The organism is Exiguobacterium sp. s28 (assembly GCF_018618135.1).
In the GTDB taxonomy this organism is placed as follows: domain Bacteria; phylum Bacillota; class Bacilli; order Exiguobacteriales; family Exiguobacteriaceae; genus Exiguobacterium; species Exiguobacterium mexicanum_A.
This window is the reverse complement of the sequence record NZ_JACSLL010000005.1, coordinates 135304-158752: the sequence shown is the minus strand read 5'-3', so window position 1 is coordinate 158752 and position 23449 is coordinate 135304. Positions and strand designations below refer to the sequence as shown.

General features: G+C 54.5%; 21 protein-coding genes. 16 read left to right on the top strand and 5 right to left on the bottom strand.

Translation table 11 applies throughout. The features are described 5' to 3' along the window. Positions 1 to 121: 121 nt before the first annotated feature. From acnA to KNP78_RS07815, 11 genes are all read left to right on the top strand, one after another. Positions 122 to 2836: an aconitate hydratase AcnA gene (gene acnA / locus KNP78_RS07865; RefSeq protein ID WP_214797549.1), complete on the top strand. Its 2715-nt coding sequence runs from the start codon at positions 122 to 124 to the stop codon at positions 2834 to 2836. Between the two features lie 107 nt (positions 2837 to 2943). Then, the gene (locus tag KNP78_RS07860) at positions 2944 to 3432 is read left to right on the top strand and encodes a DUF3939 domain-containing protein (protein WP_084592824.1); all 489 of its coding nucleotides are present in this window, start codon (positions 2944 to 2946) and stop codon (positions 3430 to 3432) included. Positions 3433 to 3558: 126 nt separating this feature from the next. Then, entirely contained in the window at positions 3559 to 5124 is a 1566-nt protein-coding gene (locus tag KNP78_RS07855; RefSeq protein ID WP_214797548.1) for a BCCT family transporter, read from the top strand. A gap of 102 nt (positions 5125 to 5226) precedes the next feature. Beyond that, on the top strand, positions 5227 to 5910 hold the full coding sequence (locus tag KNP78_RS07850) for a hypothetical protein (RefSeq protein WP_034777768.1): 684 nt from the start codon (positions 5227 to 5229) through the stop codon (positions 5908 to 5910). Positions 5911 to 5967: 57 nt separating this feature from the next. Further along, positions 5968 to 8229: an AAA family ATPase gene (locus KNP78_RS07845; protein ID WP_214823576.1), complete on the top strand. Its 2262-nt coding sequence runs from the start codon at positions 5968 to 5970 to the stop codon at positions 8227 to 8229. A gap of 30 nt (positions 8230 to 8259) precedes the next feature. Then, positions 8260 to 8679 carry an acyl-CoA thioesterase gene (locus KNP78_RS07840; protein ID WP_034777763.1) on the top strand — a complete coding sequence of 140 codons (420 nt, stop codon included), beginning with the start codon at positions 8260 to 8262 and terminating at the stop codon, positions 8677 to 8679. 75 nt (positions 8680 to 8754) lie between these two features. Further along, on the top strand, positions 8755 to 9651 hold the full coding sequence (locus tag KNP78_RS07835) for a M15 family metallopeptidase (RefSeq protein WP_214753215.1): 897 nt from the start codon (positions 8755 to 8757) through the stop codon (positions 9649 to 9651). Between the two features lie 11 nt (positions 9652 to 9662). Next, positions 9663 to 10277, top strand: a complete 615-nt coding sequence (gene plsY, locus KNP78_RS07830; RefSeq protein ID WP_371743412.1) for a glycerol-3-phosphate 1-O-acyltransferase PlsY — start codon at positions 9663 to 9665, stop codon at positions 10275 to 10277. 246 nt (positions 10278 to 10523) lie between these two features. After that, positions 10524 to 11294, top strand: coding sequence for a DeoR/GlpR family DNA-binding transcription regulator (locus KNP78_RS07825; protein WP_034777760.1), 771 nt, complete (start codon positions 10524 to 10526; stop codon positions 11292 to 11294). A 16-nt stretch (positions 11295 to 11310) separates the two neighbouring features. Beyond that, entirely contained in the window at positions 11311 to 11973 is a 663-nt protein-coding gene (locus KNP78_RS07820) for a copper homeostasis protein CutC (protein WP_214711314.1), read from the top strand. Positions 11974 to 12032: 59 nt separating this feature from the next. Further along, positions 12033 to 12680 carry a DUF975 family protein gene (locus KNP78_RS07815; protein ID WP_034777756.1) on the top strand — a complete coding sequence of 216 codons (648 nt, stop codon included), beginning with the start codon at positions 12033 to 12035 and terminating at the stop codon, positions 12678 to 12680. A 19-nt stretch (positions 12681 to 12699) separates the two neighbouring features. Here KNP78_RS07815 and KNP78_RS07810 read toward each other — a convergent pair whose 3' ends face one another. From KNP78_RS07810 to KNP78_RS07800, 3 genes are read right to left on the bottom strand one after another with little or no spacing between them, the layout of a single operon-like run. Beyond that, a complete protein-coding gene (locus KNP78_RS07810; RefSeq protein ID WP_052090131.1) occupies positions 12700 to 12933 on the bottom strand; it encodes a DUF2188 domain-containing protein in 234 nt (77 codons plus the stop codon). Positions 12934 to 12979: 46 nt separating this feature from the next. Beyond that, on the bottom strand, positions 12980 to 13852 hold the full coding sequence (locus KNP78_RS07805) for an NAD(P)-dependent oxidoreductase (protein WP_034777753.1): 873 nt from the start codon (positions 13850 to 13852) through the stop codon (positions 12980 to 12982). Further along, positions 13849 to 15582 (bottom strand): ABC transporter ATP-binding protein, encoded by a 1734-nt coding sequence (locus KNP78_RS07800; RefSeq protein WP_214823575.1) that lies wholly within the window; start codon positions 15580 to 15582, stop codon positions 13849 to 13851. The genes KNP78_RS07805 and KNP78_RS07800 overlap by 4 nt, the downstream gene beginning before the upstream one ends. Positions 15583 to 15687: 105 nt before the next feature. Between KNP78_RS07800 and KNP78_RS07795 the strand changes: the two genes are divergently transcribed. From KNP78_RS07795 to KNP78_RS07775, 5 genes are all read left to right on the top strand, one after another. Beyond that, positions 15688 to 16794, top strand: coding sequence for an exonuclease SbcCD subunit D (locus KNP78_RS07795; RefSeq protein WP_214823574.1), 1107 nt, complete (start codon positions 15688 to 15690; stop codon positions 16792 to 16794). Next, positions 16791 to 19802, top strand: coding sequence for an SbcC/MukB-like Walker B domain-containing protein (locus tag KNP78_RS07790; RefSeq protein WP_214823573.1), 3012 nt, complete (start codon positions 16791 to 16793; stop codon positions 19800 to 19802). Before KNP78_RS07795 ends, KNP78_RS07790 begins: the two co-directional genes overlap by 4 nt. Before the next feature lie 5 nt (positions 19803 to 19807). After that, on the top strand, positions 19808 to 20590 hold the full coding sequence (locus KNP78_RS07785) for an AAC(3) family N-acetyltransferase (RefSeq protein WP_214823572.1): 783 nt from the start codon (positions 19808 to 19810) through the stop codon (positions 20588 to 20590). 40 nt (positions 20591 to 20630) lie between these two features. Next, positions 20631 to 21518, top strand: a complete 888-nt coding sequence (locus KNP78_RS07780; RefSeq protein ID WP_052090130.1) for an alpha/beta hydrolase — start codon at positions 20631 to 20633, stop codon at positions 21516 to 21518. A gap of 71 nt (positions 21519 to 21589) precedes the next feature. Next, entirely contained in the window at positions 21590 to 22438 is an 849-nt protein-coding gene (locus KNP78_RS07775) for a sulfite exporter TauE/SafE family protein (RefSeq protein WP_131435199.1), read from the top strand. 135 nt (positions 22439 to 22573) lie between these two features. Here the strand turns inward: KNP78_RS07775 and KNP78_RS07770 are convergent, their stop codons facing one another. Then, entirely contained in the window at positions 22574 to 22768 is a 195-nt protein-coding gene (locus KNP78_RS07770) for a hypothetical protein (protein WP_034777742.1), read from the bottom strand. 63 nt (positions 22769 to 22831) lie between these two features. Continuing rightward, on the bottom strand, positions 22832 to 23362 hold the full coding sequence (locus KNP78_RS07765; RefSeq protein ID WP_214823571.1) for a biotin transporter BioY: 531 nt from the start codon (positions 23360 to 23362) through the stop codon (positions 22832 to 22834). Positions 23363 to 23449 lie beyond the last annotated feature (87 nt).

The window sequence follows — 23449 nt, the reverse complement described above, 5'->3', positions numbered from 1 at the left end:
ATGACTAATTTGTGACGGAATGTATTTTACGTCACGCTATAGTTGTATTATGATAAACATGTGATAAGTAAGCGATTACGGCACATGCCGAAGTCGCCGCTTTCAAAAAGGGGGATATCGTATGGAACAGACGAACGTATTAGACGCTTTCAAATCTCGGACGCAGTTCGAGGTCAATGGCAAAGCGTACGATTATTACCGGCTCAAAAAGCTTGAAGAAGAAGGGGTGACGGAACTTAGTCGACTTCCGTACTCGATTCGTGTGTTGCTCGAATCTGTACTTCGCCAGCAGGATGGCCGCGCCATCACGAAAGAACATGTCGAGAACTTGGCTAAATGGGGTACTGCCGAAGTCTCGAAAGACATCGATGTTCCGTTCAAACCGGCTCGCGTCGTCCTTCAGGACTTCACGGGTGTACCGACGGTCGTTGACCTCGCTTCACTTCGTAAAGCGATGGCCGACCTCGGCGGAGACCCGAACAAGATCAACCCGGAAATCCCGGTCGACCTCGTCGTCGACCACTCGGTCCAAGTCGATGCGTACGGTTTCGCCGGCGCACTCATGAAAAACATGGACATCGAGTTCGAGCGTAACGAAGAGCGCTACAAGTTCTTACGTTGGGCCCAGACGGCGTTCGACAACTATCGTGCCGTCCCGCCAGCAACAGGGATCGTCCACCAAGTCAACTTGGAATACTTGGCTTCGGTCGTGCTCGAAAAGAACGATGGAACGGGCAATGTCGCCTATCCAGACTCGCTCGTCGGAACGGACTCGCACACGACGATGATCAACGGACTCGGTGTCCTCGGCTGGGGTGTCGGTGGAATCGAAGCTGAAGCGAGCATGCTCGGACAACCGTCTTACTTCCCGGTACCAGACGTCGTCGGCGTCAAAATCGTCGGTGAAGTCAACCCGGGTGTCACAGCGACTGACGTCGCGCTCGTCGTCACAGAGATGCTCCGTAACGAGAAAGTCGTCGGCAAGTTCGTCGAGTTCTTCGGACCGTCGCTTCACACGATGCCGCTCTCGGACCGGGCGACAATCGCCAACATGGCACCTGAATATGGTGCGACATGTGGCTTCTTCCCAGTCGATACAGAGACGCTCAACTACATGCGCACGACAGGTCGCCCAGAAGAATTGATCGACCTCGTCGAAGCCTACTCGAAAGCGAACGACTTGTTCTATACGCCAGACCAGGCCGACCCGTCGTTCACGAAAACGCTCACGCTCGACTTGTCGAAAGTAGAGCCGTCGCTCGCTGGACCGAAACGTCCACAAGACCGGATCAACTTGTCAGACCTTCAGACGGCGTTCGTCGACAGCGTGACAGCACCAGCCGGACACAGCGGTTTTGGTCTTGAAAAAGCCGAGCTTGAGAAGACGGCAGCTGTCAACTACACGGACGGCGCTGTCGACATGCGTACAGGTGACGTGGCAATCGCAGCGATCACAAGTTGTACGAACACGTCGAACCCATACGTCATGGTCGGAGCAGGACTTGTCGCGAAGAAAGCCGTCGAACGCGGTCTCACGGTTCCGAAATTCGTGAAGACGTCGCTCGCACCAGGCTCGAAAGTCGTTACCGATTACCTCGATAAAGCCGGTCTCACGCCGTATCTCGACCAACTCGGTTTCAACACCGTCGGTTACGGATGTACGACTTGTATCGGAAACTCGGGTCCACTCGACCGCGAAGTCGAAGAAGCGATCACATCGAACGATTTGCTCGTCTCGTCGGTCCTCTCGGGGAACCGTAACTTCGAAGGCCGTGTCCACCCGCTCGTGAAAGCGAACTTCTTGGCGTCACCGCCACTCGTCGTCGCGTACGCGCTCGCCGGATCGGTCAACTTCGACATCATGAACGAGTCGTTCGGAACGGACAAAGATGGCAACGAGGTCTTCTTCAAAGACATCTGGCCATCAAACGATGAAATCAAGATGGTCGTTCAAGACGTCGTCTCACCGGAAGCGTTCCGTAAAGAGTACGACACGGTGTTCACAGGGAACGAGCGTTGGAACGCCCTCGACGTGCCAGAAGGCAACTTGTATGACTTCTCGGACGATTCAACGTATATCCAAAACCCGCCATTCTTCGAAAACCTCGAGCCGGAAGCGGGCGTCGTCCATGCGTTGAACGGACTCCGCGTCATCGGGAAGTTTGCTGATTCGGTCACGACCGACCACATCTCACCAGCCGGAGCATTCTCGAAAACGACACCAGCTGGCCAATACCTTCAATCAAAAGGTGTCGCACCGCTCGACTTCAACTCGTACGGCTCACGCCGCGGAAACCACGAAGTCATGATGCGCGGTACGTTCGCGAACATCCGTATTCGTAACCAAGTCGCACCAGGCACTGAAGGCGGCTTCACGACGTACTGGCCGACGGGCGAAATCATGCCGATGTACGATGCGGCCATGAAGTATAAAGAGCAGGGCACAGGCCTCGTCGTCTTCGCTGGGAACGACTACGGAATGGGCTCGTCACGTGACTGGGCAGCCAAAGGAACGAACTTGCTCGGCATCCGTGCCGTCATCGCGCAAAGCTTCGAACGGATTCACCGCTCGAACCTCGTCATGATGGGCGTCTTGCCGCTCCAGTTCATGGACGGAGAGTCAGCGGACTCACTCGGACTCACAGGCGAAGAGGCGATCGACATCCAAGTCGACGAATCGGTCCGCCCACGTGATATCCTGAACGTCAAAGCGACTCATGAGAACGGTACGGTGACTGAATTCAAAGTTGTCGCCCGCTTCGATTCTGAAGTCGAGATCGATTACTACCGTCACGGTGGAATCTTGCAAATGGTCCTCCGTAACAAATTGAAATAAGCCAACTGACCTTCCTTTGAAAAAAGGAAGGTTTTTTTAGTGAATGTGCGAATATAAGGTGAGACGGTGCACGATATCGGGAAGAGAATGGGGAGAGGGGGGAGTGTATGGAGCGACAAACGAAATCAGGCAAAAACTGGTGGCAACGGCTGACGCAAAAAGAGGAAGTGACGGAACAGGAAGTCGACATCACGCTTCCTCAGTTGCGAGAGGCGATCCACGAGTATGAGCAGACGTTGCCGAAAGGCGTCAATCGGACGGTGCTCCTCGATGAAGCACAGGAGATCGACCTTGCGCGTTTGAAGAAACATTTACCCGGCAAACCGAGGCAGCGATTTTACATGTCCAAAGAGACGTTTCACATCGTTCCCGAAACTGAACGGGAAGTGGTCTATGAGATGGATCAAGTCCAGCGGGCGCTCGATTTATATTTCGAACAAGAAAAAAAATTACCGCTCCGAAAATTCCAACAGACGTTACAACTTGATTTGACACGATTACGTGAAGGCGGGTATTTAAAAGTGTTGCCGAAACGGCCTTATTACGTCGTGGACGAGACATTGATCGTCTCGCTAGAACCGAAGCCGCAAGAGTGACGAAACCGAATCGTCACTCTTTTTGTCAGCGGCGCGATTACACGCCGAGGGGTTGAGTCGGGTTTATAAACTATGTTACGGTGGAAAACGTATATGAAAATAAGAAAATTGAATAGGAGTGAGATTATGGAAAGAAAAAGCCAAGTGACGACCGTTTTCCTCGTTTCAGCCATCATTACGGTCTTGTTCACGATTTGGGGTATCTTCCCTGAGCGCCTCCTCGGTAACGCGAGTCTCTTGAACGTGACGACGAAGTTACAAGGTTGGCTCTCGAACGGGATGGGTTGGTTTTATTTGCTCAGCGCGACTGGGATTTTACTCGTCGCCGTCTTTCTAATTTTTTCGAGATTTGGTTCGATTCGACTCGGCAAAGATACGGACCGACCAGAATTCAGCTATTTGACATGGTTCGCCATGTTGTTCAGTGCCGGAATGGGGATTGGCCTCATCTTCTGGGGGGCAGCAGAACCGTTGTCGCATTTCCATGCACCACCGTTTGAGTCGCCGACGCCGGAAGGCGATGCGCGCACTGCGATGCGTTATTCATTCTTCCATTGGGGCTTCCACCCGTGGGCGATTTATGCGATGATCGCGCTCGCCATCGCTTACTCGACGTTCCGCAAAGGTCGTCCGGCGACGATCGGAGAGACGATCGGATCGCTCGTCAATGACCGCTATGAACGTCCGGTCAAACAGACCGTTGATATTTTGGCCGTCATTGCGACCGCTTTCGGTGTCGCTACTTCGCTCGGATTCGGGGCCCAGCAAATCGCTGGTGGTCTGCATTACTTGATTCCAGGAGTGCCGAACGCGTTCTCGACACAATTTATCATCATCGCTGTCGTGACAGTGCTATACATGATTAGCGCTTCGACGGGTCTCGAGAAAGGGATTCGGATTTTAAGTAACACGAACATCTTCCTTGCCATCGTCTTGCTTGGAGCAACACTGGTGGCCGGACCGAGCGCGTTCATTCTCGATTTGTTCACACAGACGATCGGGACATATTTGCAACAGTTGCCGTCGATGAGTTTCCGTACGGGTGCATTTGAGCCTGTCGAACGGGAATGGATCAACGGTTGGACGATTTTCTATTGGGCATGGTGGATCTCTTGGTCACCATTCGTCGGAACCTTTATCGCCCGCGTCTCAAAAGGACGTACAATTCGTGAGTTCATCATCGGGATTCTACTCGTTCCGACATCGTTCGGTCTACTTTGGTTCTCTGTCTTCGGTGGATCGGCGATCTGGGCTGACTTGTTCGGCGGCGCAGCACTGATCGACCAAGTCAACGAAATCGGGACGGAAGTCGGGTTGTTCGCCTTGTTCGAGACGTTCGGCGGATTTGGGACGGTACTCAGTATCGTGGCCATTTTCTTAATCTCGACGTTCTTCATTACGTCGGCGGATTCGGCCACCTACGTGCTCGGAATGCTGACGACAAACGGTAAACTGATCCCGCCGATGCGCATCAAGTTGATTTGGGGCTTTATCCAATCTTCAATCGCTGCCGTCCTCTTATATGCAGGTGGGCTCGGAGCGCTGCAAGCGGTCGCGATTCTCGTCGCCTTCCCGTTCATCTTTGTCTTGATTCTGATGATCGTCGCCTTGTTCAAGGACTTGGCCGACGAACCGGACGAGCGGGACAAGTGGATTGAAGCGTATAAAGACGAAGAAGATAAACTCGGATAAGTTGAAAGGTCTCCATACGGAGGCCTTTTTTAGTGGTTAATGTTTTGCAGGACCCTCTCGCTAGTGTAGGATAGTAAGTGAAGAAGATTGGGAGGGCATTCTATGAAACAACACGTAAAGAAGCGATTGAGTTGGGTGATTTTTGCAGGTATTCTCATTGTCGGCGCCCTGCTCGCCTATAACTTTTATTTGGTCACCAATTTAAATGACGACGACGGCCGCACCAATCGGGCCGAGCCTTTCTATACGTCTGTGGTCATCGGCTATGAAGAAAAAAAGTTGCCTGAGGACGGGGAGACGCTAGAAGTTCGTGAATATAAAGTGACATATGACGAAGACGGGCACTTCGTGTCCGAGGTCGTAGAGGGACCGAACGTCGGCGCCCGTGCTGAGTGGGATGGGACCGTCTATCGTGAGTTCAATCCGGACGGCGATGAGACGAACAGCCAAGAGACAAGTTCAGGCGCGGTCGCCCCGCACCCGTTCTTGTCGAGGGCGACGAACGAACAGATTCGTAAATGGCTAGACGACGGAACACTTGGCTCGAGCGAAGGCGATGTCGATATCATCGGTCGTACGGCACAAGCGTTCGTCAAGAAAGAAACACCGGAAGCCGTCCCAGCGGAATGGGTCGAGAAGTATCCATCGATTTTCAGTGAAGATGAGAATGAAGAAGCGGTGACCTATTACGTCGATGCGAACGAGCGAATCCTGCTCGCCGCCGAGTCGCGTAACAACGGAAAGTTGTTCCATTCGATTCGCATGACTTCTTTTGAATCACGATAATCCGGCGAGGAGCAGACTGAGACGTCGGCTCCTTTGTCGTCTAAAAAGGAGAATATTATGAAACAGATCACCTTGGAGCAAGTCCAAACCGATTTGACGGCTTGGGAAGAAGGTGGGCGCGTCGATGAAGCGGCTCTCCTGTCTTACGCCCATTGGTCACGCGCGACCGGGCATCGCCAAGAATTGATTCGCACACTGACACTACTCGCGACGAGACGGTTACAGCACCGTCAGTCGATCGACCCGCTGTTAACTCGTTGGGTGAAAGAGTTGGAGTCGCTCGGTGCTTTGCCGCCAGCCCTTCGTGTCAGTCAATTGTATGATTTTTTGCGGCGCCACAAGCAACAGCTGCATGTCGAGTGGCCGAAGCTGCGTGAGACGGATTACGCGTCGATGAAAGTTCAAATATTGACCGAATATGAGTCGAAGACATCCGAGTTGCTCGAACATCTCGAGCAGCTTCACGATGAGATTGACCGCGCCAAATCTGATTTACGGGACTCGGAGTTTAAAGGGCAACTCGAACGTCTGTTCATCGTCGTCATCGAAGCGATGCAAGAAGTGGCCGCGCTCGAAGACGACACAGCCTCACTCTTGGCGTCGATGCAAGGGAATTATTTCAGCCGCGAGGCGTTTCACCGCTTCGGCCAACGAGTCGGTCTCGTCAAGGAACGACTCGACGCGATTGTTGCATTGTTACCAGAACAAACTGAAGCGACACGGTCGAGTGCGATTGAGTCGCTTGAGTCGATGATTGGCTTGTCTGACGTGAAGCAACGTGTCAAAGCATGGTATCGGTTCTTGTTGTTCCAGAAAGAGCGTGAGAAAGCGGGGTTCTCGTCCAAACACCAACCTTCACTCCATCTCGTGTTCACCGGCAATCCAGGGACCGGCAAGACGACGCTCGCGCGTCTCATGGCCGAGATTTATTTCGAGCTCGGTCTGCTCGCACGTCCCGATGTCGTCGAGGCGGACCGGTCGAGTCTCGTCGGTGCGTTCGTCGGTCAAACGGAAGAACAAGTCATGAACAAGGTGAAGGAAGCCGAGGGCGGTGTCTTATTCATCGACGAGGCGTATGCCTTGAAACGTCAAGATGCGAGTGGGAGTGACTATGGACAAGCAGCCATCGACACGCTCGTCGCCGCGATGACGAGCGGGGAGTATGCGGGAAAATTTGTCGTGATTCTCGCCGGTTACCCGGAAGAAATGCGTCATTTTCTGCTTGCGAACCCAGGACTTCGTTCCCGCTTCCCGGAATCCAACCATTACGAGCTCCCGAATTACAGTGATGACGAACTCGTCGCCATCGGTGAAAAAGTGGCGGCGGAGAACAACTACGTCCTGACGGTCGAAGCGAAGCGCGCCTTGATTGCGCGAATCGACCGGGAACGGGTCGACGCGACGTTCGGCAACGCGCGGACGGTGCACAACATTCTACTCGACGCCATGTTCAAGAAAGGGTCGCGATTTGGTGCCGATGCCCCACTCGACGAGATGGCCCTCCTGACAGAAGTCGATTTTGATATGGATGCGACCGAGGATACGTCCGGTCCGACACTCGACGATTTGGTCGGGATGGATGAGGCGAAACGTCAACTGCGCGAGATCGAGGCACTCGTCACGATTCAGAAGCGTCGGCGTGAACTCGGGTTGAAGACGGCACCCGTCCAGCTCCATGCCGCCCTCGTCGGGAACAGCGGGACCGGAAAAACGACGTTCGCCCACCTGTACGCCCAGCTTTTGAAGAAGACAGGATATTTAAAACGCGGACATTTGAAAGTCGTCAGCCGGGCCGATCTCGTCAGCGGCTATGTCGGGCAAACGGCACAAAAAACGAAAGCCGCGATTCGCGATGCACTCGGTGGCGTGTTGTTGATCGATGAGGCATACAGCCTGAATGGAGGGCCGAACGACTACGGGCGCGAAGCGATTGATACGCTCGTTGACGAGATGCCAAAGCATGGAGACAACCTCGTCGTCGTGATGGCGGGCTATGAGGCGCCGATGCGTCGCCTGATCAACTCAAACCCAGGGCTCAACAGCCGGATCAAGCGGACGATTCACTTCGAGGACTACTCGCTTGAACAGATCGTCGATATCGCCAAGAAGTATGCCGCAAAATTCGGCTATACGTGTGATGAAGATGTCAGTCAGGCACTCCTTGACCGTCTAAAAGAAATCGACCGACCGAATGCACGGACGGCCCTATCGTTGATCGATGAAGCGATCGCGAGACAATCGTATCGTTTGATCGAAGCATCGTCACAAGACAGTGAATTGAATCAGATTTTAGAAGTAGATATTAAGACCAAGTTATAATATAATCAAGTTGAAAGTGAGGACGATTCAATGCATACGATTCAGATTCCGGTCCGCTATCAGGAGACCGACATGATGGGCATCGTCTATCATGCAAACTATTTAGTATATCTTGAAATGGCACGCACCGAATTGTTGCGCCAGCTCGGGGTCGAATATAAAGACATGGAGGAAGCTGGATTTGTTTCCCCAGTGACGAACGTCTCGGTCGATTATAAGAAGAGCGTGACGTACGGAGATACAGTCCACGTACGAGTTTGGGTCGATAGTTATTCGAAGGTCCGGACGGTCTATGGTTATGAGTTGACTGATCAAAACGGTCATCTCGTCGGTTCGGCGAAGACGACACATGTCGTCGTCAAACGCGGTGACTTCAAACCGATTCGACTCGATCGTGAGTTTCCTGAGTGGCATGACATGTATATGCGCGTCATGAGTCCCGTCTTATAACAGTGGTTCTTTTGTACCGTCAGTATGGTATCATATCTTGACGGTATTTTTTGTACAATGAAAGGGGAAGATCGCATGCGAAAACCATCTATGCTGATGGTGTGCTGCGCCTTGACGCTCACATTAGTGGGCTGTACCACAAGCGACCAAAGCAAAACGGAAGAAGCCGAGAACAAACCGGCCGAAACCGAACAACAAACAGAAACTCCGGCCGAAACGCCGACGGATAAAGAAGACGAGCAAGCAGAACAACCGACTCCGGAAACGGAGGAACCGACAGCGGAAGAGCCTTCCGAGGATCAGCCTGAAGAAGAAGTGCCGGTTGCCGAGGCGCCTCCTGTAGAGGAGCCGACTGAAGCGCCGAGCGAACCGCTTGAACAGAATGGGACGGCGAATTTGAAGCTCGACACACTCATCCTTGTCAATAAGCAAATCGCCTTGCCAGCGGGCTATAAACCAGCCGATCTCGTGACGGCGAATATCGATTTCGTCGAATCGGCGACCGGGGAGCGGAAGATGCTTCGTAAAGAAGCGGCACAGGCCATCGAGAAGCTCATGACGGGCGCGAAAGCGGCCGACATTGAGTTAAAAGGGACGAGTGCGTTCCGTTCCTACGATTATCAAGTGCAACTGTTCAATAACTATGTCGCACGGGACGGGAAAGAACAGGCGATGAAATATTCGGCACCACCAGGACACTCGGAACATCAGACCGGGCTCGCCATCGATGTTTCGAGCGCCTCGGTCGGCTATCAATTGACACAAAGTCTAGAACAGACGAAAGAGGGCAAGTGGTTGGCCGACAATGCCCACACGTACGGATTCATCGTCCGTTATCAACGTGCATATGAGGCCGAAACCGGTTATATGTACGAACCGTGGCACTTACGCTATATCGGGGTAGAGCATGCGACGGACGTCCACAAGGCGAACGTCCCGCTTGAGCACTATCTCGAGCAATTAATGGATTAAGGGGAATTGCGATGCCTTACATGACAGAAATCATCATCATTTTAATCAGCTATTTACTCGGTGCGATTCCGTTTGCTCTTATCGTCGGAAAACTCGGCTATAAGGTCGACGTCCGGGAGCATGGGAGTGGGAATTTGGGCACGACGAACACGTTCCGTGTGCTCGGCAAAAAAGCCGGCACGCTCGTTCTGCTCGGGGATATGGGTAAAGGGTTGGTCGCAGCGCTATTACCGCTCCTCTTCGGGAGCGAGATGAGCTTGCTCCTCGCCGGGATCCCGGCCATCATCGGTCATTCGTATCCGGTGTTTGCCAAGTTCAAAGGCGGAAAATCGGTGGCGACGAGTGCGGGCGTTCTGCTCGCGGCGTTCCCATGGTTTTTCGTCGTCGTCGTCGGGACGTTCCTCGTGACGCTGTTCGTCTCGAAGATGGTATCGCTATCTTCGATGGCTGCCGCAGCCGTGGGGCTCGTGACCGTCGTCACGTATGGTGTCATCGCGAAAGATTGGCTGCCGCTCATCGTCATCGTTCCGCTCGCCTTGTTCATCATCATCAAACACCGCACGAACTGGCAGCGGATTCGCTCCGGCACTGAACCGAAAGTACCACTGTTCCAAAAACGAAAATGAATGTTTCGATGACCGGCAAGCTCTCGGAGGACACGGAGAGAAGGTCGGTCATTTTCATGAGATGCGCTCGGGATTGAAAGCAAGACGTCAACGTTCGACTGTCTTTTTTGTGGATTTCTGTTGATTTTCGTCGAAATGAGCGAAAAATCTGTTGGATTTGCCCGTTCTTTACTCTCTGTTTACGTTAAATTTACATCCGTTCGCTACACTGAGAAAGGAAGCGATATTTGCGGAGGAGGCAGGGAAGTGTCTTTAATTGGAGAAGAACGTAAGCAAAAGATTGTGGAATGGATTGAACGAGAAGGCAAAGTGAAGACGAGTGAGTTGATTGAACGGTTGAACGTCTCTGGGGAGTCGATCCGCCGCTACTTAGAAGAACTTGAAAAAGAACATCGCATCAAACGGGTGTATGGCGGGGCGGTGCTGCATCAAAGCGTATCGTTCCAACCGATGATGATTTCAAACATGGACGGGATTCGTCGCATCGCCTATACGGCGTTTCAGCTCGTCGAGGATGATACCCTCCTTTACATCGGTCATGGGGTCGCCCCGGAACAAGTCGCCGCGAGACTTCGCGGACGAAATTTGACGGTCGTCACACCGTCACTCATGGCGGCAAAGGCGCTCTTCGAGCAACGGGCCAAAGGCGTCTTCACGGGGGACATCCAACTGCTCGGCGGCACGATTGATCCGAAGCATCTCGTCACCGTCGGCGAACACGTCTTGCAGCAGTTAAAGACGTACATGTTTGACATGGCGATTTTCTCTGTCGAGGGGGTCGATCCCTCGCTCGGTTTGACGTGTGATGCTCACGGTCTCTCGACCGTGACGCAAGCGGTACTCGACCAAAGTAGACAATGTTTTCTACTGGCCGACCATACCCAGTTCAACCAACAAAAGCGGTATCGGGTCTCCGATTTTTCCAAGGTGACGACAATCATCTCGGATTTCCCGGAGCCCGCAGATTGGAAACGTGCGTTAGCGGAGCACGAGGTCGAATGGCGCTTCGCACCTTAATAAGGAGGCAGAAGACATGATTGAAGTGATCGTGACCACATTGAAAGAAGCGAAACAGGCAGAGCGTTACGGGGCGGACCGTCTCGAATTGATTGCGGATATGCGAGCTGGCGGGACGACACCGAGTTTCGGGACGATTCGAAACGTGCTCGAACAAGCGACGATTCCGGTCCACGTCATGATTCGTCCGCATGCAGACTCATTCGTCTATGATGAAGCGGACGCGGAGACGATTTTGGCAGACGTCGGTCTGTGTCGTGAGCTCGGAGCCGATGGCATCGTGTTCGGTGCTTTGACGAATGACGGGCGCATCGATGAGGCACTGCTCGGGGAAGTGATTAAACATAAGGGCGAGATGGCATTGACGTTCCATCGGGCCATTGATGACGCGGTCGATTTGATGGACGCTATCACCGTGTTGAATGATTTCCCTGAAGTGGACCATGTGCTGACATCTGGCGGTCAAGCGACGGCATTAGAGGGCTTAGAGCGGTTGAGCGCGATGCACGACGTCGCGGAAATGAACATCCTTCCAGGCGCTGGGATCACGGCGGACAACGTGTCCCAACTCGTCGACCGATTAGGCATTGACTTTGTCCATGTCGGTAGTGGTGTAAGGACCGATGGACAGCTAGATGAGCAGAAGTTCAACGCCATCAAGGAAACGATGACACGCTAAAAACAGTCGGATGACTGTTTTTTTGCTATAATGAAAAAAACGATACAGTAGGTGAAGTCATGCAATCATCAGTCTATAAACAATTTGCCCTTCGGATGTTGTCCGGGAACTGGGGCATCTCGCTCCTTGCGGTCGTGGCAACGATGCTCGTTCAAGCGGTCATCACGACGCAGCTCGATTTAGAATCGACCGACCCGAGCATCCTGTTCGTCTCGATCGGTTTGCTATACACCGCGACCGTCTTGCTCGCTCCGCTAGAACTTGGCCGCAACTGGGTATTCCTCGACATCGCGAAAGCCGAGAAACCGTCGTTCGGTCTGCTGTTCGAAGCGTTCGGTTCGCTCAAAGATTACATGCGTGCCGTCACGTATTATGCCGTCTTTTATCTCGGCTTGAACGTGCTCATGCTGTTCTTGATCGTGCCGGGAATCTGGTTCTATTTGACGTATCGGATCGTCCCGTTCGTCCTACGGGACCGCCCGGAACTATCCGCTTTCGGCGCGATGCGTGAAAGCCGCCGTCTCATGTTTGGACACAAGCGCACGATGCTTCGTCTATATGCGAGTTTCATCGGTTGGTATGTGCTCGTCTTATTCACCGGCGGATTGGCCTATATCTTCGTGCAACCTTATATCAACACGGCGCTCGCCGGACTGTACGTCGAAATCAAGGCAGAAACAGAAGCAAACGAACAACCGGTCGGCTGAATGAGCCGACCGGTTGTTTTTATGTCCCGTGCCGATCCGACTTTTGTGGGTCGGGAGCGTCACGGAACTCGTCTTTCTCTTCTTTTGAGGCATGTTCATGCCATTTTTTCGCTTGTTCCGTGGCGATCGGAATCGCCTTTTGATCGGAGTAGCCTTGGGCGAGCAAGGCGTTGGCGATATCAATGGCTTTCTTTTTGACGAGCGGGTCGAAGTTTTTCAGTGATTCCGGATAATCTTTCATATTCCATGGCATCTTACATCGCTCCCTTCTGTACTACTAATTCCACGAGCGAGCCGATTCAAACGTCCTGGTGCATGTAGTATTCGATGAGCGCCTGCGTCCCGTTCTCGCCGTAGCCGTTCTCTTCGAGGATCGAGTACAGCTTATGCGCCAACTCGAGGCTCGGCAGTTTGATATTCAACTGGTCTGCGCTCTCGAGGGCAAGTTTCATATCTTTGATGAAATGTTTGATGAAGAAACCAGGAGCGTAGTCCTCGATGATCATCCGCGGGACAAGGTTCTCGAGCGTCCAGCTGCCGGCTGCGCCGCCTCGGATCGTCTGGCGCAGTTGATCGGGATTGAGCCCGGCTTGTTTCGCAAAGGCGAGCATCTCGGCGTTGCCCATCATGATGCCGGCGATTGCGATTTGATTGGCGAGCTTTCCATATTGGCCACTCCCGGCATAGCCCATCCGTTCGATCGATTGGCCCATCGCCTCGAACAGCGGTCGTGCCTTCGTGAAGGCGTATTCGCCGCCACCGACGAGAATCGACAACGTCCCGTTCTTCGCACCGACATCGCCACCCGTGACCGGTGCGTCGAGCGGGAGTAAGCTGCGATCGATTGCCGCCTCAGCGATACGTTCGGCAAGCGTCGGCGAAGACGTCGTCATATCGATCACGAGCGTTCCCGGCTCGGCCGACTGCAAAATCATACCGTCCCCGAAATAAAGGCTCTCGACGTCAGACGGGTAGCCAACGATGGTGATGACGGCATCGGCGTTTTGACAGACGGCTTCGACCGAATCACACCAGCGGACACCTTCCGCCAATAAATCAGCCGCCTTCTCTTTCGTCCGCGTATACGCTTGGACTTCGAATCCCGCCTTCATTAAGTTTCTGACCATCGATTGACCCATCACACCGAGTCCGATAAATCCGATTGTCTTCATAATTGATTGCCTCCTAAAAGTTGTTGTTTCACGAGTCGTTCATAGAGTTTGTTGTCCCGAAGCAATTCTTGGTGCGTCCCGAGCCCGCTGATGCCGCCGTCCTCGAGCACGACGATTTGGTCGGCATGTTGGACGGTCGAAAGGCGGTGGGCGATGACGAGCGTCGTCCGGCCTTTCATGAGCCGGTCGAGCGCTTCTTGGACGACACGCTCAGATTCCGAGTCGAGACTTGATGTCGCCTCGTCGAGCAATAAGATTTGCGGGTCGCGTAACAGCGCCCGGGCAATGGCGAGTCGTTGTCGTTGACCACCCGACAAGCGGACGCCGCGCTCACCGATCTCTGTATCGAGCCCGTCCGGCATCGACTCGATGAACGACCAGGCGTTGGCCATGTCGCAGGCTCGTCGAATCTCGTCCTCGGTCGCTGTCCGGGTCAAGCCGTACAAGATATTTTGCCGCACCGTCCCGGATAGGACGGGCGAATCTTGGGCGACGTAGCCGATGACTTGCCGCCATTCGTTGCGGCCGTAGGTTGAGATATCCCGGTCCCCGTAATAGATGTGACCGCTCGACGGAAGGTAGAACTGCTCGACGAGGGCAAACAGTGTCGTCTTGCCGGCACCGCTGCGTCCGACGATGGCTGTCGTGGCACCGAACGGGACAATGAGGGACACGTCGTCAATCACAGGCTGGTCGCCATAACGGAACGTCAGGCCCTCGAACGAGAGCGACGACTGTCGAATCGTCGACGGCTCAGCCGTGTATGGTTCCGGCTCGATGGCGAGCAGTTCCGAGATTCTTTCGGTCGCCCCGCGTGCTTTTTGAAGCCGGGTGATAAACTCCGTCATCGTGATGAGCGGCGTGATGATTTGGAACAAGTACAGCATGAACGCGAGCAACGAACCGGTCGACAGGGCACCGGTCGAGACGCGATAAGCCCCGAAGCCGAGAATGGCGATCAGCATCGCCGTCAACGTGACGTTCAAGAGCGGAATCAAGATCGCTTGAATCCGTCCCTCGCGCACACCGAGGCCGAAGAGACGCTCGATGCGTCGTTTTCCTTCTGCGACCTCGACGGATTCGGTCGCCTGTGATTTGACGAGCCGAATCTCCCCAAGCAGTTCGGCGAAAAACCCGGACAAGTCACCGAGCTCATGTTGGGTCGCCTTGGCGATTTTCCGAAGTTTACGCCCGAGCGGGATGACAATCAAGAGTGTCGTCGGCACCGAGAACAAGATGACGAGCGTCATCTGCCAATCGAGTGTGAACAAGATGCCGACGGCGCCGATGACCGAGACAAACGACGTCAACAAGCGGACGCTCTGTTCGGACAAGAGCTGCTGCAACGTCGTCGTGTCATTGCTGAGCCGCGAGACGAGATCCCCCGATTTGACGCCGTCATAGAACGGAATCGGGAGCGCGACGAGATGCTCCCATAACGTCGTCCGCAGGTTGGCGACGACGCGTTGTCCGACGATATGTAACCAATAGATCGAAATCGCGCTCGAGATAACTTGAATCAGAAACGCGATGACGAAGATGGTGACGAGACGGGCGTCAAGCGCGGCCTCGCTCCAATTGTCGACGACGCGTTGCAAGATGAGCGGGATGGCGAGTGACGCCATCGCTTGGAGCAACGAAATCAATACAGCGCCGATGAACAGACCTTTCGGTGGTCGAGCGACGCGGAACAAGCGCAGAAAAGCTTGCCATGTGGATGTGGACTCCATGATACGTCCCCCTTTCCTTTTAACTTTCGCTGTTTCGAAAACAAGTGTCAAGACGTCGAATCGTACACCGGAATAATGCTAGAATGGAATTAGAGGTGAAGTCGCATGAAATGGATACATACGGCCGATTGGCATTTAGGAAAGATTGTCCACGGTCGCCATATGACAGAAGAACAACAACATATATTATTTGAATCATTTTTACACATCGTCGACGAGGAGAAGCCTGATGCCATCGTCGTCGCCGGTGATTTATACGACCGTGCCGTGCCGCCCGTCGAGGCCGTCGATCTGCTCGATGAGATGTGGCGTGCGCTCGTCCTCGAGCGGGGCATCCCCGTGCTCGCCATCGCCGGCAATCACGATTCGGCCGAGCGGCTCCAATACAGCTCCAAACTGTTGACGAAAGTCGGTCTCCATATCGTCGGGAAATATGACCCGGGAACAGGGCCGATTGTCGTGAACGACATCCCGTTTTATTTGATGCCGTTCCTCGAGCCGGCGCGCATCCGTTACGCGTTCGGCGACGAGTCGATTCGGACTCACCATGACGCACTCGCCGCAGTCGTCGACTCTTACGGGACGATCGACGCACGAGCGGTCGCCGTCGGCCACAGTTTCGTCGCCGGCGGACTCGAGACCGACTCCGAACGGCAACTGTCCGTCGGGACGGCCGGGCAAGTCGCCAAAGCACTATACGCGCCGTTCGGCTATACGGCGCTCGGACACCTGCATAACCGTGACGCCATTCGCGACGACCGGATCGCGTACAGCGGGTCGCTCATGAAATATTCGTTCTCCGAGGCGACGCATGTGAAATCGGTCGACGTCATCGAATGGGACGGGACGTGGACACGTCTACGTCGTCCACTCCAGGCGCGCCGTGACTTGCGCATCTTGACCGGGACGCTGAACGAGCTGCTCGACCCGTCGTTTTATCAAGACGAGGCCGTCGACGACTATTTAAAAATCGTCTTGACCGATGAACGTGCGTTATTCGACCCGATGGCGAAGTTGCGGACCGTCTATCCGAACATCTTACACCTCGAACTTGAGTTGTTTCGTCGCCAAGACCAGACGTCCCGCTTCGAACGGGAGAAGCTCGAACGGCAATCGGTCGAGGATGTATATATGGACTTCTTTAAAGCCGTCCACGGCCGCGATGCCGATGCGACGGTGCAACGCTTCTTAGAAGGGGAGGAATCGATTTGAGACCGGAACAATTGACCATCACCGCCTTCGGTCCTTACGCCGAGACAGAACAAATCGATTTTACGCAGCTTGAAGGCCGTTCGATGTTCGTCATCAGCGGCCGGACCGGTGCCGGGAAGACGACGATTTTTGACGCGATGACGTTCGCGCTGTACGGCCGGGCGAGTGGGACGCTCCGAAACGCCAGCGATTTCCGAAGCCAATATGCGGACCCGGAGCGAAAGACCGAGATCGACTTTTCGTTCACGATTCGCGACGAACGATATCGGATTGTCCGCCAACCACAACAGCCGCACCCGAAAAATAAGACGCCAATCCCGCACGAGGCGGTGCTCTACGAATGGAAAGACGCTTGGAAACCGATTGCGACGAAAGTGAACGACGTCGAACAGACGATTGAATCGTTGTTGCAACTGAGCTATGAGCAGTTCAGCCAAATCTTGCTGTTGCCGCAGAACCAGTTCCGTCAGCTCCTCGATTCCGATTCAACGAAGAAGCAACAGATTCTGCAATCGATCTTCAAGACGGAGGCGTACCGTGCCTTTCAGGAAGATTGGATCGAACGTTACGGCAAATACCGCAAACGAGTCGAATGGGCGGTCGAGACGACGCGCTTAAAACTGTTGGAACTTGAAGACGAGGCCGTCGAGGACATGTCGACCCGTAACTTGCCTGAAATCGTGACGTGGCTCGACGCCCGGGAGGAGCGGCTCTTGGCGGCGAGGGACTCGCTACAGGCACAACGCCGGACTGGTGAAGAACGGCTCGAGGCGCTGCGTCGAGAAGTGAATCAGGCGACCACGCTCGCCGAGTTGATGGAAGAGCGGGACGTGCGCGCGACCGCGCTCCAAGCATTCCGCGAAGCGGCACAGGAGCGCGAAGAACGCCAGACGCTCATTCAACGACTTGAACAAGTGGCAAGCGTCAACCCGCTCTATCAACGTACCGAAACGGTGCGTCACGACATCGAACGATTGACCCGTGAACGCGATGTATCCCGTCAACGAGACGAAGGCTACACGAGACAGCTGGAAGAGTTGAAGGCAGAAGCAGAAGCCATCACGACCATGCGCCAGGAGGCAGATCAAGCCACAAGTCGCGTCAATGCGATTGACGAGATGTTGCCCTATGTCGACGAATGGCACCGGGCCACGAGACGTCGGGATGACTTGAAACGCCAGTTGGAGCCGCTCAGCCTGTTCTCAGAAGAAGCGCGTCTCAAGGAGCTCCAAGCGACTGAAGGCGAACTTGAGGCTAAGCTGGAACACGCACCGGCCCCAGACCAACTCGTCGAGGCCGAACGGCTGTATAGTCAGCTCCAACACCAGGTTCGGCTCGAGGCGAAAGTGGCAGAGGTCACGGAACGACTCGGTGCCTGTGAACGCAACGGGAAGGAAGTCCAGCGACAATTCACTGCCCAGACGAAGCAAGTCGACCAATTCGTCGAGGCCGAGCATGCGCTCATGGCCGACACGCTGCGCGAGCAACTCGAAGCGGGGGAACCTTGTCCGGTCTGCGGTTCATTGACCCACGGACACGTCGAGCGAACGGGGACGTCCATCGACCAAGCCAGTCATCGCTCAGCCATCGAGACGCTGAAACGGATCGAGGCTGAGCTACATGAAGCACGGGCGGATTATCGGGCGCTCAAACGCCAACTCGATGAGCTGATCCGTGAACGTGATCTCGCTCGACTTGAATTGAAGCTCGATGGTGCGGCTGACGCTGCGATGCAACACCAAGACGCCCGCGTTCGGCAGTTGCGTCAAGAAGCCGAAGAACGACAACGGATGGAGCGTCTCTTGCGCGCGACCACGACCGAATTGAAGCAACTCGAGACGGCGAAGCGTGTGCAGGCAGATGAACGACAGAAGTTGTTCGAACAGCTCCAAACCGTCCAAGAGCAGCTTCAGTCGATGCGTCAACCGGATGGGACGACGTTAGAAATGTTGCAGGCCGAGCGGAATCAGCTCGCGACGCGACTCACTCACATCGAACGAAACGTGGGGACGTATGAACGTCGGCTTGAAGAATTGAATCGATTGAAGTGGGGGGAAGCGGAGCGACTCCGTCTCCTTGGTGAACAACTCGAGTTCGAGCATGTTCGTCTTTCCGAAGCGACGGCTGAACTGGAGGCTGCTCTCGAGAAGATTGAGTTGACTGAAGTTGTGTTCAAGGAGTATCGCGTGCGCGTCGAGCAACTGCCCGAGCTGCGCGAACGCCAAGCGACCGAGCTGGAGGAAGGTGTTCGGCTCGAACACGCCGTCAAGGCGCTGAACGATAAAATCGGGGACCGTCCGCGACCAGACCTTGAACGGCTCCAGGAGAAGTTGCACGAGGAGAACCGTTCGTTCGAAGCGCTGTCCGAACAACTCGTGACGGCGGACGGGCAATTGAAACGTCATCGTCACATCGTAGCCGAATGGAACGCGCTCCGGGAGAAGACGGATGAGGATCAACGGAATCTGGAGACGGTCAAATTGATCGCCGACACCGGTCGAGGACTGAATCCGCAAAAGTTGACGTTCGAGACGTACGTGCAGACGGCGTTCTTCGATCAAATTCTCCATGCGGCCAACGTCCATCTCGATCAAATGACGAGCGGACAGTTCCAATTGGAGCGGAAAATCGAGACGGCGAGAGGAAATGCCAAGTCCGGTCTCGAACTATTAGTCTTTGACGCCTATACGGGTCAGTCACGCCGCGTCCAAAACTTGTCTGGTGGGGAAGGGTTCAAAGCATCATTGTCGCTCGCCCTTGGACTCGCCGAAGTCGTCCAGCAACTGAGTGGCGGGGTCAGCCTTGAGACGATGCTCATCGATGAGGGGTTCGGGACACTCGACGCTGAATCGCTCGACCAAGCGATCGAGCTTCTCATGTCGCTCCAATCGAGCGGGCGGCTCGTCGGGGTCATCAGTCACGTTCAGGAATTGAAGGACCGGGTCGACGCCCGGATTGAAGTCAAAAAATCAAGGAGCGGGTCGACGATCCAGCTCATCGTGGAGTGAATCCGATGAAACATATCGAAACGAAAACAAGTTTAGTTGCCCACTTACAGGGTGCCGGCGTCAAGCCGGGGGACACCCTATTCGTCCACACGTCCTTATCAAAGCTCGGATGGGTATGTGGCGGGGCTCAGACCGTCATCGAGGCGCTCCAAGATACGGTCGGTCCGGACGGGCTGATCATGATGGCGACCCAGAGCAGTGATAATTCAGACCCGGCTGAATGGGAAGCCCCACCCGTCCCAGTCGAGTGGTGGCCAACGATCCGGGAGGAAATGCCGGCGTATGACCAGGAAAAGACACCGACTCGAGGCATGGGCCGTGTCCCGGAACTGTTCCGTACGTATCCGAACGTGTTTCGGAGCGATCATCCGATGTGGTCGGTCGCTGCGTGGGGGAATGGTGCCGAGGAGATCGTGGCAGGACATACACTTGAAGTCGGTTTTGGGCCGGGTTCGCCAATCGAACGCATGATCGAGCGTAATGCAAAAATCCTACATCTCGGTTCACCGCTCGATGCGACGACGTTATGGCATTATGCCGAGTATGGAATTGACGGACCGGTGAAGTCGTTTGGGTGCGCGCTTTATGAGGACGGGGCGCGGGTGTGGAAGACATTCGACCATACGGATGTCAACAGTGACCCGTTCGGTCCAATCGGTGAAAATATCGTCCGACGTGCCGATGTGACGACGTTTCACATTGCGGAGGCGACGTGTTACGTCATTCCGTCTGAGACATGGGGACCGGTACAACATGCGTTAATCGCTTTACGGAGTTGGCTCCGATGAGTCAACTGAAAGCAAGTGGACAATGGAGAGGGGCAGTGCGATGAATCGTTGGGTTAAATATATAGGGATTGCGACCGGTGTGTTGCTTCTCATCGTGTTTCTCGCCGTCGTGGGCATCTCGGCCCACATCGGCGATCAGTTGACGTCGCCCGAACGTGAGACGTTGACGTATACGCCGAAGACGTTAGGTGTCAAATACGAGAATGTGACCATCGAAGCCGAGGATGGTCACGATTTGTACGGGTGGTGGATCCCGCACCCGACACCGCGCGCAACGATCGTGTTCGCACATGGTTATGGGAAGAACCGCGAGCAGTCCGATTTGCCGCTCAAAGAATTGATTCCGGAGTTTCATGAACAAGGATATCAGTTCCTGACGTTCGATTTTCGGGGGTCAGGCATCTCGGAAGGTGACCGTGTGACGGTCGGGGCGAAAGAACAAGCGGACCTCGCTTCCGCAATCGCCTATGCGAAAGAACGCTCGGACGGTCCGATCGTCTTATACGGGGTGTCGATGGGCGCGGCGACGGCGTTGTCTGCGGCTGATGAGACCGACGTGGCCGCTGTGATCGCCGATAGTCCGTTCAGTGACCTCCGGGGCTACCTCGAGACAAACTTGCCTGTATGGAGCGATTTACCGAACTTTCCGTTCACACCGGTCATCATGACGGTGACGCCGTGGTTCACAGGTCTCGATGCCGATGTGGTCAAGCCGATTGACGATATCGCTCAAATCGAGGCACCGGTGTTGTTGATTCATAGTGAAGGCGATGATGCCATCCCTGTGAGCGAGAGTGAACAATTGGCCGAGGCCGGGGAGGAAGTCGAACTGTGGGTGACCGAGAATGATGGGCACGTGCAGTCGCATCGCTCGTTCCAAACCGAGTATCGTCAAAAAGTATTCGGATTTTTAGAGAAGGTATTATAAACGAGGGGCGCCATAAAGCGCTCCTTTTTTGTTATGATTAATTATGAAAAGGAAAGAAAGAAGGTTTTTTCATGGATGTCACAGCATTACTATCGTTTCTACTGCTCGGAACGCTCATCGGGATTTTGAGCGGATTCTTCGGCATCGGGGGCGGGATCTTACTCACGCCGCTGCTACTCGTCTTCGGATACGAGGCGAGTGCGGCCATCGCGCTCAGTCTGATGCTCACGCTCGGGTCGACCACGGCCGGTACGATCTCTCATCTTAAATTAAAGAACGTCAATCCGAAACATGCCCTCATGATTGGCGCCTTCGGTGTCGTCGGGACGTGGGTGGCGACGCCGCTCGTGTTCTACCTTGAGACGCTCGACGGTGCGAAGCCGGTCATCTCGCTCGCCTACATCGCGCTACTGACGTACTTTGCCGTCTCGTTCTTCCGGTCGAAGCAACATGAAGAAGGAAGTGTCGGCTCGGAGTCGGTCCCACGCCTCGGTTTTATCGGGTTGTTCGGCGGGTTCATCTCGTCACTCATGGGTGTCAGCGGCGGATTCGTATTGACACCGCTTCAAGTCAAACTGCTCAATACCGAGATGAAACGAGCCGTCGGGACGAGTATCGCCGCGGCGTTCCTTATCGTCGTCTCGGGCGTCATCAACTATGCCGTCGCCGGGGCCGATGCAAACTATTGGCATGGTCTCGCGCTCATCGCCGGGGCGATGATTGGCTCACCGATCGGGGCGAAGCAGTTGCAACGGTTCAGTTCGCAACTCGTCAAAAAGGCGCTCGGTGGCTTCTATGTCGCTGTCGCCATCAGCGTCGGACTCAACTTGCTCGGCTTCAACGACATCTCGCTCGGACTACTCGTCGTCCTCGCGCTCTCGTTCATTGTCGCGCTGTTTATCCGGCCGCGTTCGAAGTGATGATCGACCCTCGTCTACAGGACGAGGGTCTTTCTTATAGGGATAGTCGGAGCATGATATATCCTACATATAAACATCACCATCGGTATAACGTGTGCTGAAGCGCATCAAAAAACCCTGTCCGAGGACAGGGTGTTAACGTCTGGCGATATGGTCAATGTTCTCTTGAATCTCTCCGACTTTGCTCTTCGCTTCACGCAACCGTCGTTCGAACGCCTCGGTGTCGCGTTTTTCACGTTGCGGCTCGTCTTTCCCGCGACGCTGTCCTTTCGGGGAGCGATGGATATGGGTCGCTTTCATCAAGCGCTTTTTAAACGTTGAATCGCTCATCAGGACACCCCCTTCCATACTATATACGTTCCACCTCTTCTATCCGATGAAACGTTTGAACCTTCACGAGGCGAGGGTTCTGCGCATTTGCGGGTTCGTTGAGACTTTGTAGGCGATGCCCGCAGCTAACACTGCTTTAATCAAGTCACCGAGGATGAACGGGATATTCACTTTGAGTGCATCGATGAACGTCAGTCCGAACACGGCTTGGAGACCGAGACTGCCGACTACATAGACGAAGCCGAGTCCGATCAGGATGTTATAAGCGACGAGGGCGGGGAACGTACGATGTCGTTCCGAGAACCAACCGATCAAAAAGGCGGCGATCGGGAAGGCGATCAAGTAACCGACCGTCGGACCGACGAACGGGGCGAGCCCGCCCGAACCACTTAAGACGGGTAGACCGATCAAGCCGAGCAATAAGTAGACGACGACGGCAAGACCGCCTTTTTTGGCGCCGAGCACGGAAGCGACCGTCATGATGCCGAGCATTTGAAGGGTGATCGGAACGGGGCCGATCGGGATGGCGATGGAGCCGATGCTCGCAAGCAAGGCGGCACCGATGGCAACTTGTGTCAAATCATGAATTTTCAATATGTAAACCCCTTTTCTGTTAACGTTGACTAAAGTTAGGTTAACATCATTTTTTTCGTCTGACAAGTAGAAAAATGAGGACCTGGT